Here is a 12,974-nt window from a genome sequence, read left to right on the forward strand (position 1 = left end):
CATGACCTTTTCCGTCGCCGGGGTTTGCCCCGATACCGGCATGATGGGCTGTGCCATCACCTCTTCCAGCATCGCCGTGGCCAGCCGGTGCGCCTTCGTGCGCAGCGGCGTGGGGGTGGCGCTGACCCAGAATGTCACCAACCCGACACTGGGGCCGCTGGCGCTGGATCTGCTGCAGGAAGGCGTGGCACCCGACGAAGTACTCAAGGCTCAGGCCGGCACAGATCCGCATGTGGAATGGCGCCAGCTCGGCGTGCTCAACGCTCAGGGTGACTCCGCCGTCTTCAGCGGCGAGCAAGCGCTCGGCCTTCATGCCATGGCCCAGGGCAGAAACTGCCTGGCCATGGGTAATCTGCTGGCCAACACCGACGTACCTCAGGCCATGATCACCGCCTTTGAACAGAGTAAAGGCCACCTGGCCGAACGCCTGTTGCAGGCGCTGGAAGCGGGACTGGCCGCCGGCGGCGAGCTGGGGCCTGTCTATTCCGCCGGCCTGCTGATGAGCGCCGAGCCCAGCTGGCCGGTCGTGAACCTGCGAGTGGACTGGCATATAGAACCCATCACCGAGCTGCGCATGGTGTGGCAGAACTACCAGCCGCAAATGCAGGCCTATATTACCCGCGCCAGGGATCCGGCCAATGCCGGCTCATTTGGCGTACCGGGAGACGAGTAAGGCGGAGTCCGGCAGCCAGGGCAATATCTCATGCCTGCGGGCACCATCACGGTGCCCCTATTCATTCCGCTGCCGGCGCCGGCCATTGGATAAACTTTAACTATCCCAAACACAGTATAAAAATATTTTTAATATGCATGGTGCTTACATAACATTAACCACCAGCAATACCCCGTCTGCACGCAGGCAGCCAAGACCCGAATTAATCAGGAGAGACCATGGCCAGCCCCCTTACCCTAGAAATCCTGCAACAGCTGATCGGCTTCGACACAACCAGTGCAAACTCCAACCTGGAGTTGATGGCCTATGTACAGCATTATCTGGCCGAGCACGGGGTGAACAGCCATCTTATCCACGACGAAGCCGGGCAAAAAGCCAACCTTTACTCCACCATAGGTCCGGCCGACAAACCCGGTATCATGCTGTCGGGTCACACCGATACGGTTCCGGTCACCGGCCAGAAATGGAGCCACGATCCCTATCGCCTGACTCTTGAGCAGGACCGCGGCTACGGCCGGGGCACCGCCGACATGAAAGGCTTTCTCGCCGTGGTGCTGGCCGCCGTGCCCGACATGGTGAAAGCCCCGTTGCATACGCCGATCCACCTGGCCTTTTCCTACGACGAGGAAATCGGCTGCATCGGTGTACGGCGACTGATCGACAACCTGGCCGAACTGCCCATCAAGCCGGCCCTTTGCATCATTGGCGAACCCACCGAAATGAAAGTGGTCACCGCCCACAAAGGCAAACTGGCCGCAAAGGTCACAGTGACCGGCAAAGAGTACCACTCCGGTATGGCCCCCTTTGGCGTCAACGCCATCAACTACGCGGCCCGTCTGGTGTGCTGGCTGGAACAGCTCGCTATCTGGAAACGCAACCAGGGGCCTTTCGAAGAGGGGTACGACATTCCCTACACCACGGTACACACCGGTACCATGCAGGGTGGTACCGCTCTTAATATCGTGCCCAACCACTGCGAGTTCATGTTCGAGATCCGCAATGTCGCCGCCGAGGATCCCCACCGGCTACTGTCTGACTTTCGCGATTATGCCGAGACCCTGGTGGCCGAAATGCGCCGTACCGCCCCGGACTGCAGCATCGACATCGAGCTCACCACCGAGTACCCGTGCCTCAGCACCGCCAATGACAGCGACGTGGTGGCCTTTGTACAACGCCTGGCCGAGAGCGACGGCTGTCATACCATTGGTTTTGGCACCGAGGGAGGGCTGTTCAGTAACGTGCTGGGCGTGCCCACGGTAGTCTGCGGTCCCGGCAGCATGGATCAGGGCCATAAACCCGACGAGTTTATCGAAATCAGCCAGCTCGGACTGGGCGAGCGCTTTGTCGCCCGCCTGATTGAGCAACTGAGCCCCCCGCATGGGGAAAATGAGTAAGCCCACGCTTCCAACCCGTCGATACACTGCTCCCGCAAGGACGCAAAGACGGCTCAACTAAAGCAACATGAAGGAGTTAATGGATTATGTCCGACAATGTTACCTGCGCCCCGGCAGCCACCGCCGGCGCCACAACCGCAAAAACCGGTTTCAGCCGGACACTGGGTCTGGGTTCACTGCTGGCGGTTGCCGTCGGCCTGGTGGTATCCCAGGGGGTGATGGTGTTGATGCTACAAGGTGCCGGTATTGCCGGGCTGGGCTTCATCATCCCCCTGGCCATCGGTTACATACTGGCCCTCACCTACGTCAGTTCCTTTTCCGAACTGTCACTGATGATCCCCCGCGCCGGTAGTCTGAGCAGCTACACCGAGGTGTCCATCGGGCACTTCCCCGCCATCCTGTCGGTGTTCTCCGGCTACATTGTCGTGGCCATGTTTGCGCTATCGGCCGAGCTGCTGCTGGTCGACATGATCATCGATAAAATCTACCCCGGAGTCTTCCCGCCGATGACGCTGGGCTTTGGTTTGCTGGCCGTCTTTACCGGACTCAACCTGATGGGCATCGATCTGTTCGCCAAACTGCAGTCGGTACTGGCCTTCGTGATGGTGGTGGTATTGCTGCTGCTGGGGCTGTCCGCCATTACCGGCGTCGCCAACCCGCATCCGACCGGTATCGATCTCACCGGCAGCTGGAACCCCATGGGCGGCGAAGTCATCACGCTGGTCGCACTGGCCATCTGGGGATATGTAGGCGCCGAGTTCGTCTGCCCCCTGGTTGAAGAATCAAAGAATCCGGAACGCAACATTCCCCGCTCCATGACCATTGGCGTAACCGTGATTTTCATCACCATTGCCATCTACTGTCTTGGCGCCCTCTTCTATATCCCTGCGGATGAGCTGGCAGGATCCGCACTGCCTCATTACGACTTTGCCCAGGCCGTCTTCGGCGAAGCGGGGCTGACCTTCCTGGCCGTAGCCGCCATTACCGCCACCTGCAGCACCGTCAATACCTCGCTGGCGGCCATTCCCCGTATGCTCTACGGCATGGCAAAGAGCGGTCAGGCTTTTCCTCAGTTCAAGATCCTGTCCTCGGGCACCAAAACACCCTGGGTAGCAGTGCTTTTTGTCGCCGCTGTCACCGGCCTGCCCATGTTCATCATGGGCGATAGCCCCGATGCCATCGGTCTGCTGCTGATATCCGCCGCCATCGCCTGGCTGCTGGCCTATATCATTACCCACATCAACGTGATTGCCCTGCGCAGACGCTATCCGGAGATGAAACGCCCTTACAAGACTCCCTTCTATCCGCTGCCCCAGATCGTCGGCATCGCCGGCATGCTCTACGCCATCTATTACGCGTCACCCGCTCCCGAACTGAGTAATCAGATCTTCGGTGCCGCCGGCATAGTGCTGGGCATCGTGTCGGTCATCGGGATCTTGTGGGTCAAGCTGGTGATGAGGAAGAAACTGTTCGAGCCCGAGCCCATCGAGAAGGTGCTGAACGAAAAATAACAGTACCCCTGTCATTGCAACGGCGGCTTCGGCCGCCGTTTTCACGCCTGCAGTCAGCCGTTCGCCATGCTCTGCCTGACTCCCGGTTACATCGGTACCACCAGCCTCACCCAAGCCGCCTTTCTCCCTGACAAGGCCGAAGTCGCCATCCGGACAAGCACATAGGAAATAGCATCTATCACCCTTTTTTAACCAGAAATCATGCCATTAAAAAAATGCTTACCACTTTCTCGACTCTGGATTGATTTTATTAATACAGAAGAGGATAAAAATATATTTTAACAATATAAAAGGATTCCTTAACATTGGAATCATCAAGTTGTTAATCCGCGGGTCAGCTTGACCCATGACCCTGCAGGGGTCTGACACAAGCCGCCAACGGCAAGGCACGTTCAAAGGAGCTATGAAAATGTCCAAACCAACCAACAGTGACATGCAGCAAGTCTGGCAACAGGACAAGGACCACTACATTCACCCCTGGACCGATTTTTCCACCTTCAAGGAAACCGGTTCCATGGTGCTGGCCGACAGTGACAACGTGCATGTGATCGACGGCGACGGTAAACGCTACCTCGATGGCATCGGTGGTCTCTGGTGCGTCAACATCGGTTACGGCAACGAGGAGATGGCCGAGGCCATCGCCCAGCAGGTGCGCCAGATCCCCTACTACTCCTGCTTCGGCCATCACACCACGGTGCCTGCGGCCAAACTGGCAGCCAAACTGGCGGAGCTGGCCCCGGGCAATTTGAACCACGTGTTCTACGGCTGTGGTGGCTCTGTTGCCAACGACACCGCAGTGCGCATGATCCACTTCTACTTCAACCAGCTCGGCAAGAAGAGCAAGAAGCAGATCATCTCCCGTATCGACGGTTACCACGGCAGCACCTACATGGCCATGTCGATCACCGGCGTCAAGTTCGACCATATCGGCTTCGACATCGAAGAAAAACTGGTGCACCACATTTCCTGCCCCAACCCCTACCGTCGACCGGCCGGCCAGAGCCTGGAAGACTTCTGTGATCAGAAGGTGCAGGAGCTGGAAGACAAAATCCTGGAACTGGGCCCGGATAACGTGGCCGCCTTCTTCGCCGAACCCATCATGGGTGCCGGTGGCGTTATCGTGCCGCCCGAGGGTTACCACAAGCGTACCCTGGACGTGTGCCGCAAGTACGGTGTGCTCTATGTATCCGACGAGGTGGTTACCGCCTTCGGTCGCCTGGGCCACATGTTCGCCTCTCAGGATGAGTTCGACTTCGTGCCCGACATCATCACCTGCGCCAAGGGCCTGACCTCCGGCTACCTGCCACTGGGCGCCACCATTATTTCCGACGACATCTACGAGGTGATCAGCAAGCCCCAGGCGGATGGTGCCATCTTCACCCACGGCTTCACCTATTCCGGTCACCCGGTCAGCTGTGCCGCCGGTCTGAAGAACATCGAAATCATGGAGCGCATGCAACTGTGTGATCATGTTCGCGACATGGGGGCCTACTTCGAGAACCAGCTGAAGACCCTGCTCGATCTGCCCATCGTCGGCGACGTGCGCGGCCGCAAGTTCATGATGTGTATCGAGAACGTAGCCGACAAGGAAACCAAGGCGCTGATCGACCCCGCGGCCAAGGTCGGCAACCGTATCGCCGACCACTGCCAGGCTCGCGGTCTCATCGTCCGTCCGCTGGCGCACATGAACGTGCTGTCACCGCCGCTGACCCTGACCAAGGAGCACATCGACTTTCTGGTGGCCACCCTGCGCGAAAGCATCGAGGTCACCATTGAGGATCTGCGCCGGGACGGCTTTCTGTAAGCCGGAATAGTCCATTGATGATGGTTTGAGTTCCAACGGGGTTTGATCGCAAGGTCAAACCCCGTCAATTTAGTGGCGCTGTAGCAGTTAAAGCTGAGTCACCCCCCGATACACCTGGCTAGAGTCCAGCAAAGCGTACTTCCGGTACGACAGCCTGAATCAGACATTTCCTCCCTTTTATATCGAGCCATAAGACAACCCGGATCGACCAGATATCAGCAAACGCTTTTTCAATCTGCGCTCGACTCTGGGAGTACAGCCCCCTCTATTACACCACTCCCGGCCACGGTGGAGTAAATGCTTCGGGTTCATTCGGCAAGCTATTCCAGCCTCCTGCCCGGCCAGAGCAAGAAACAGAAACAGCCGGTCCCAACACAGCTGCCCACTACACCTTGATCTTGCCACGACGGCAGGTCTGGCTATTTACCCCTCGCTGCCATGCCGCCGTCCGGGATGCCCACCAAAAGAACGTCGACATGGCCAGGTCACCCTCAGCCATTTTCCCGAGCCGCTGAAGGTAGTGACTATGACACATATCAATTTCATTAAGTCCGAAATGGGTATGACAGCCAGCAGTCGAATGTTTTATTCGATGGCTATCATCAAGGACCGACCATAAAAAAACCGCCACCGACATACGCCGGGGCGGAAAACAAGTAGTACTGTGACGGAACCAAACGAGAGGCGAGGAACTTACTTCAGTTTAACCCAGGTGGTTTTCAGCTGGGTGAACTTGTCGAGCGCATGCAGCGACAAATCCCGCCCGAAGCCGGACTGCTTGTAACCACCGAAGGGGGTACTGAAGTCCAGCGCATCCATGGTATTGACCGATACGCTGCCCGCCCTCAGCTTGCGTGAAACCCGGTGGGCCCGGTTGAGATCGTTGGTCCATACCGACGCCGCCAGGCCGTAGATGGAGTCGTTGGCGATGGCCACCGCTTCTTCTTCACTATCGAAACCGATCAGCGCCACCACGGGGCCGAACACTTCTTCCCGGGCAATGGTCATGTCCGGAGTAACCTGGTCAAACACGGTCGGCTCAATGCGGGTCGAGCCGGCTTCACCTTCGCCACCGGCCAGCAAACGGGCGCCTTCCGCCTGGGCCTTGCGAATGCATTCGCGTACCCGCTCGGCATGGTTGACGTCGATCAGCGCGCCGACCCGAGTATCCGGCTCCAGCGGATCACCGACTTTCAGGGAGTTGGCCTTGGCCAGAAACTTGTCGACAAACTGCGCCTTGATGCGGTTGTCGATCAGAATACGGGAGTTGGCCGAGCAAACCTCGCCCTGATTGAAGAAGATGCCGTTGATGGCATTGTCGACCGCATCATCCAGATCGCAGTCGGCAAAGATCAGATTGGGGCTCTTGCCGCCGGTCTCGGGCCACACCTGCTTCATGTTGGACTCGGCCGCATAGCCCATGAACAGTTTGCCGACCCGGGTCGAGCCGGTAAAGGCCAGGCAGTCCACGTCCTGATGCAGGCCCAGCGCCTTGCCCACGATATGACCATGGCCGGTCACCACGTTGAGCACCCCATCGGGCAGGCCTGCTTCTTTGGCCAGCTCGGCCAGACGCAACGCGGTCAGCGGCGACTGCTCGGCAGGCTTGAGAACAACGGAGTTACCGCTGATCAGAGCTGGAGCCAGCTTCCAGGCGGCAATATCGAGTGGAAAGTTCCAGGGCACCACGGCGGCAACTACGCCCACCGGTTCCTTTGTGATGGTGGCAATGTTGTTGCCGTCGGTGGGGGCCACCTCGCCGTAGAGTTTGTCGGCCGCCTCGGCATACCACTCGAAGCAGGCCGCCGAGCCGGGAATATCGATATTCAGGGAATCCTGTATCGGCTTGCCCACATTAAGGGTTTCCAGCAGGGCCAGCTCTTCGGCATTATCCATAATCAGCTGCGCCAGCTTTTTCACCACCGCCTTGCGCTCGCGCGGCGAGGCGTCGGACCAGATGCCGGACTCGAAAGACTGGCGGGCGGCCTGCACGGCGCTATCCACATCGGCGGCATTGCAGGCGACCATCGCCGCCAGCGTCTCGCCGGTGGAGGGATTGACGATATCGTAGGTCTCTCCGTCGCTGGCGGCGACAAATTCCCCTCCGATAAAGGCCTGTGTCTTAAGCTCGAGCTGGGCGAGTTTGTCCAGCCAGTATGACTTTTGCTGTGCTGCCATGATTGATTCCACCTTTCCCTGAGTTCGATAAGCTGCGGAACGTTCCGGTTCAGTCTCTGCGGCGCAGAGCCGGACCGTCCAGAGCATTCAGCCTAAAAAGACCCACTGGATTTGTAAAATATATTTATCGTTTAACTTTGATAGATTTTTATTATCCACGGAGACCTGTCTATTTCAGGCTGCGATAAAAGCGACTGTCGGGGAACATGGTCCCGGACAGCAGCTGGGCCTCTTTGGTCAGTTCTTCAATAAATGCGTCCGCCGCCGGGGTCAGACGGAATTGAGCCAACCGGGCCACCCCCATGCGCAAGGGCCTCAACTCGCCGGTCAGCGGCACATGTGTCAGCTTGCGGCCATCCAGCGCCTGCGTGTTGACCAGCGGTACGTTGAACAGTGAGTAACCAAAACCGTTGGCCACCAGCCCCCGCACCATGTCCATCGACTTGGCCTGAAAGGCGAAGTTCGGCTCCAGCCCCTGACTCAGAAACAATGAAAAAAAATACTCCCGGCTCATCGGCCAGTCGAGCACCACCATGGGATACTCGGCCAGGTCTTCGAGCGACAGCTCGCTCCTGCCTGCCAGCGGATGATCCTCCGACATCACCGCATAGGGCGGAAACTCCATCAGCGGTTCGAAAGTGATATAGGACGGGATCTGCAAATCATAGGTCAGCGCCAGCTCGTAGCGGCCGTCGTGCAGGCCCTGGATCACGTCCTGCTGGGGCTGTTCGTCGCACTGCACATTAACCGCCGGGTAGAGCGCGTTAAAACGACGCATCAGGCCCGGCACCAGTATGGGGGTAAAAGTGGGAAACCCGACGATGCGCAATGAGCCTGCCACATCCTGCCCCAGGGTGTTGGCGTAATGGGCCAGACCATCGGCCTGCCCCAGCAGTTGCTTGGCCTTGACGATGAACTGCCGTCCGGAAGGCGTCAGCGACAACCCCTGAGCATGATGCCGGATGAACAGCTGCAGACCCGTCACCTCTTCAAGATGGAGAATGGCCGAGGAAATGGACGGCTGTGATACATACAGCTCCTGCGCCGCCTTGGTTACGCTGCTGAGCTCACCGGCCCGGACAAAATACCGCAATTGCTTGAGGGTAAAACGCATCTCTGTTGCTTCCTGCAAGGGGGAGCCAAATCTGACATTCCGCTACCCGCTATCACTAAAACGAGCCTCCCAAAATAACACCTTGATAAAAAAACAAATACAAAATCCAGATAGCACCCAAATAAAAAGAGGCCCGAGACCCCTGTTGAGAACGGTATGGCTCATTTAGCACACAGACTGACCAGCCTGACAAAGAGCAACAAGGCTTCATATAAAAGCTGATATCCAGTTCGATACATCACCCACAACCAGAATGCCGGATCAAAAAAGGCCGATGGCAATTGCCATCGGCCTTGTTACTGCCTGCGGGTCAGACTTACAGCACGGCGTTCATGATCAGCACACCGACCAGACCCGTGGCCCAGGCCAGGGTGGTGGGAATGGACCAGACGATGATCTGCTGCTTCACGTCCTTGATGCCCATCATGCGGTTGACCACCCAGAACAGGCTGTCGTTGAAGTAACCGAAGAACAGCGAGCCCATGGTCGCCGCCTGGGCCGCCACCAGCATGTTCACCCCCGGAATGTTGGCCAGGATCGGCGCCGATATGGAGGCGGCGGTCACCATGGCCACGGTACCCGAGCCCTGGATCAGTCGCACCAGGGTCGACACGATAAAGGGGATCAGCACGGGCGGCATCGGCAGGCTGGCGATCTGCTCGCCCAGCATGGCACCGGCACCGGACTCTCGCAGCACGGCGCCCAGGGCACCACCGGCACCGGTCACCAGCAGGATGATACCGGCGCTCTGCAGGCCTTCTTCCAGGTGCTCCATGGTGTCGTGCTTGTTCATCTTCGGCACCAGGGTATACACCGCCAGCAGCACGGAGATAGACAGGGCAATCACCGGGTGACCCAGATAGGTGAACAGTTGCACCAGGCCATTGTCGGACAGACCTTCCCAGCCATCTACCTTGGCCAGCACACCGAACATGGTGTTGATGAAGATCAGCCCTATCGGCGCCAGGATCGGCAGCAGCGACAGGAACAGGCTGGGCAGTGACTTGCCGGCCTTGGCGGCCATATACTCGTTATAAGTCTCTTCCAGATCCTGGCTTTCCTGCACCACGGGGGCATGGAAATGAGGGTACTTCTTGCCCAGCCACTTGGCGTACAGCACGATGACCACCACACAGGGCAGCGCCAGAGACAGACCCGCCAGCATCATGGCACCCACATCGACGCCAAACAGGCCGGCCACGCCCAGCGGGCCCGGGGTCGGCGGCACCGTGTGGTGGGTGACCACCAGACCACCGGCCAGGGCCACACCCACGGTCAGCAGGTTGCGTTTGCCCTTCTCGGCCAGCGCCTTGGCGATGGGATAGAGGATCACGAAGGCGGAATCCACGAAAATCGGCACCGATACGATGTAGCCGGTAATCGCCATGGCCCATTCTTCTTTCTTCTTGCCCAGCGCCTTGATGGCACTGTAGGCAATCTGCTCGGCCGCACCGGACACTTCCAGGATGCGGCCCATCATCACGCCCAGACCGATGACGATACCGATGCTGCCAAGGGTGCCGCCGAAGCCCTTGGTAATGACGTTGACGATGTCACCCGCCGCCATGCCGCCCAGGGCACCGGCGATACTGGCTGCCGCCAGCATCGCAAGCAGGGCGTGCACCCGGGTCTTTACCACCAGAAAGATCAGTACGACGACGGCAACGGCCAGGCCGATGACCGGGGCCAGGGAACTTGCTTCAGTCATTGTTGCGCTCCTTGCAGATCATGTTGAATAAAGCTGCGGATCACCGCGTCAAAATCGGCGTCCTGCACAAAGCCCAGCGCCTGGGCGCGGCTAATATTGAATCGACCGGGCCAGCTGGCCACGATACGGGAAATGGACTCGTCTTCCTGATAGCTGATGCGGGCGCACACTTCGTCACCGGCAACCCGGCGCAGTGATTCGATCATCTGCGCCACGGTCACGGTAATGCCCGGCAGGTTGACGGTGCGGCTGGCACCGAAGGCCTCGGCGGGCACCTGGGCGGCGCGGATGAAGTTGTCGATCACCGTGGCCGGAGAAGACAACCACATGGACAGGCTCGGAGACACCGGGCAGACGGTTGCTTCGCCCTGCAGCGGCTCGCGGATAATGCCGCTGGCAAAGGACGAAGCCGCCTTGTTGGGCTTGCCGGGACGCACGCTGATGGTGGGCAAACGCAGTACCCGGCCGTCGATAAAACCCTTGCGGGCATAGTCGTTGACCATCAGTTCGCATACGGCTTTTTCCATGCCGTAGGATGACTGGGGACACACCGCGGTGTTGTCCTGAATCAGTTCCGGCAACTCGCCGCCGAACACCGCCAGCGAGCTGGAGAAGACGAAGCGGCAACCGGGTGCCTGATGACGGGCCGCTTCCAGCAGGTAGCGGGTGGCCTCGATATTGACCTGGATACCCAGATCGAAATCGGCTTCCGCATGACTGCTGACGATGGCCGCCAGATGGTAGATCAGACCGGTATCGGCGCCGACCAGCGCCTGCACCTCGGCCTGACTGCCCAGATCCGCCTGCACACAGCGTACCCGTGGGTCCGCCAGCGGGGCGCTGGGCAGGATCACGTCGGCCAGGGTCAGGGTGCTGAATTGCATCTGATCCTGAGTAAGCAATGCTCTCGCCAGGCGCTGGCCAAGAAAGCCCGCACCACCGGTAATGATGATATTCATATGGTTCTCCAAGGCGTCCTCGGACGCCAGATAAACTACAGCGGTTGGTTTGTTCTTTATGGTGTGTCGGTCTGGTTCACCAACGTCAGTTGCAGGCCAAGGCTGCGGACTTGCTCCGCCGTCTCGTCGGCCAGGCCGGCATCGCAGATGATGTCGGTCAGGGCCTGCAACGGGCAGATACGAAACATGCCGTATTTGCCGTATTTGCTGCTGTCGCTCACCAGGATGCGCCGGCGAGCCACCTGCAGCAGGGCCTGCTTGACCATCACCTTGTCTTCGGCGGGGGTCGACATGCCCCGTTCCAGCTCCCAGGAGCTGGAACTGATAAAGGCCAGATCCAGGTTCAAACTCTGTAACAGCGAGGCCGCCGCCTGGCCGACGCAGGAACGGTTGCGTGTATCCACCAGGCCACCGGTATGGAACAGGGTGAGCTGGGGGTACTGCATCAGGTAGTTGATGATGGTGAAATCGTTGGTGACCACCGTCAGGTGCGCCTTGCGGGCAATGCCCTTGGCCACCTCGAAGGTGGTGGTCCCCGCGTCCAGATAGATCACCTGGCCATCTTCCACCATGGCTGCCGCCGCCTGGCCAATGGCCACCTTGTTGTGGTGGCGGATACCGGCCTTCTCGCTATAGGGCAGCTCCTGCTTGACCGCGTCATTGAGTTTGACCCCGCCGCTCACCGACACCACCTTGCCCTCGGTTTCCAGCCACTGGATATCCCGGCGTACCGTCATGTGCGACACGTCCAGCTCCCGGGCCAGCTCGTTGATGGGCACTATGTTGCGTTCATGCACATAGCGATAGATGTAGTCACGGCGTTCGGCGGGGATCATGGCTTACTCCTTGGATGCCCAGGGGGCGAACCAGCCGAGGCCGGCTTCGGTATTGCCGCGCGGGCGGTATTCGCACCCCAGCCAGCCCTGGTAACCCCTGGCGTCCAGGTAATCGAACAGCCAGGGATAATTAATCTCTCCTTCGCTCGGCTCATGACGATCGGGCACCGAGGCGATCTGGATATGGCTGAACTTGCCCCACAGCCGGTCTATGGTGCGGGTCAGATCCCCTTCCATGATCTGGCAGTGGTAGAAGTCGAGCTGGATCTTCACGTTGGGCCGGTCGATCTGCTCCAGCAGTGCCTCGGCCTGCACCTGGGTAGAGAGGAAGTAGCCCGGCATGTCGCGGCTGTTGATCGGCTCCAGCAGTACCAGTATCCCCTGCTCCGCCGCCTGATCCGCCGCATAGCGGATATTGGCGATGTAGGTGGCCTGCTGCTGCTCGGCAGATACGCCAGGCTGACACAGGCCGGCCATGGCATGCAGCTGAGTGCAGCCCAGCGCCCGGGCATAGCTCAGGGCGGTCGCTACACCGGCACGGAACTCGTCTTCGCGGCCGGGCAGCGAGGCCAGGCCGCGCTCACCCGCGTCCCAGTCTCCCGGGGGCATGTTGAACAGTGCCTGAGTCAGGCCATTGGCCTTCAGTTCGGCGGCGATGGCATCCTTGTCCTCGGCATAGGGGAACAGGTATTCCACCGCCTCGAAACCGGCGGCACAGGCCGCCCGAAAGCGCGCCATAAAGGGCACCTCGGTAAACATCATCGACAGGTTGGCAGCAAACTTCGGCATCTTGTGCT

The 12,974-nt window shown here is 59.3% G+C and carries 10 protein-coding genes; 4 read left to right on the forward strand and 6 right to left on the reverse strand.

Annotation, left to right across the window (positions count from 1 at the left end; genetic code table 11):
* Position 1 precedes the first annotated feature (1 nt).
* The 4 genes from BFR47_RS14585 to BFR47_RS14600 all read left to right on the forward strand — a co-directional run bounded on the left by BFR47_RS14585 (position 2) and on the right by BFR47_RS14600 (position 5,382).
* Positions 2-673, forward strand: coding sequence for a DUF1028 domain-containing protein (locus BFR47_RS14585; RefSeq protein ID WP_071473750.1), 672 nt, complete (start codon positions 2-4; stop codon positions 671-673).
* 218 nt (positions 674-891) lie between these two features.
* Positions 892-2,067 carry an acetylornithine deacetylase gene (argE, locus tag BFR47_RS14590; protein ID WP_071473751.1) on the forward strand — a complete coding sequence of 392 codons (1,176 nt, stop codon included), beginning with the start codon at positions 892-894 and terminating at the stop codon, positions 2,065-2,067.
* 86 nt (positions 2,068-2,153) lie between these two features.
* Positions 2,154-3,578: an APC family permease gene (locus BFR47_RS14595; RefSeq protein ID WP_083399168.1), complete on the forward strand. Its 1,425-nt coding sequence runs from the start codon at positions 2,154-2,156 to the stop codon at positions 3,576-3,578.
* A 409-nt stretch (positions 3,579-3,987) separates the two neighbouring features.
* The gene (locus BFR47_RS14600; RefSeq protein ID WP_071473752.1) at positions 3,988-5,382 is read left to right on the forward strand and encodes an aminotransferase; all 1,395 of its coding nucleotides are present in this window, start codon (positions 3,988-3,990) and stop codon (positions 5,380-5,382) included.
* Positions 5,383-6,075: 693 nt separating this feature from the next.
* On the opposite strand, the gene BFR47_RS14605 is transcribed toward BFR47_RS14600, so the two are convergent.
* From BFR47_RS14605 to otnI, 6 genes are all read right to left on the reverse strand, one after another.
* Positions 6,076-7,560: an aldehyde dehydrogenase gene (locus tag BFR47_RS14605; protein WP_071473753.1), complete on the reverse strand. Its 1,485-nt coding sequence runs from the start codon at positions 7,558-7,560 to the stop codon at positions 6,076-6,078.
* 169 nt (positions 7,561-7,729) lie between these two features.
* The gene (locus BFR47_RS14610; protein WP_071473754.1) at positions 7,730-8,674 is read right to left on the reverse strand and encodes a LysR family transcriptional regulator; all 945 of its coding nucleotides are present in this window, start codon (positions 8,672-8,674) and stop codon (positions 7,730-7,732) included.
* Between the two features lie 316 nt (positions 8,675-8,990).
* The gene (locus tag BFR47_RS14615; RefSeq protein ID WP_071473755.1) at positions 8,991-10,382 is read right to left on the reverse strand and encodes a GntP family permease; all 1,392 of its coding nucleotides are present in this window, start codon (positions 10,380-10,382) and stop codon (positions 8,991-8,993) included.
* The gene (gene denD, locus BFR47_RS14620; protein ID WP_071473756.1) at positions 10,379-11,341 is read right to left on the reverse strand and encodes a D-erythronate dehydrogenase; all 963 of its coding nucleotides are present in this window, start codon (positions 11,339-11,341) and stop codon (positions 10,379-10,381) included. The genes BFR47_RS14615 and denD overlap by 4 nt, the downstream gene beginning before the upstream one ends.
* A 56-nt stretch (positions 11,342-11,397) precedes the next feature.
* Complete coding sequence (locus tag BFR47_RS14625) at positions 11,398-12,177, reverse strand: DeoR/GlpR family DNA-binding transcription regulator (protein WP_071473757.1); 780 nt, start codon at positions 12,175-12,177, stop codon at positions 11,398-11,400.
* A 3-nt stretch (positions 12,178-12,180) separates the two neighbouring features.
* Positions 12,181-12,966 carry a 2-oxo-tetronate isomerase gene (gene otnI, locus BFR47_RS14630; RefSeq protein ID WP_071473758.1) on the reverse strand — a complete coding sequence of 262 codons (786 nt, stop codon included), beginning with the start codon at positions 12,964-12,966 and terminating at the stop codon, positions 12,181-12,183.
* Positions 12,967-12,974: the final 8 nt, after the last annotated feature.

Source organism: Oceanisphaera psychrotolerans (assembly GCF_001870485.1).
GTDB classification, from domain to species: Bacteria; Pseudomonadota; Gammaproteobacteria; order Enterobacterales; family Aeromonadaceae; genus Oceanimonas; species Oceanimonas psychrotolerans.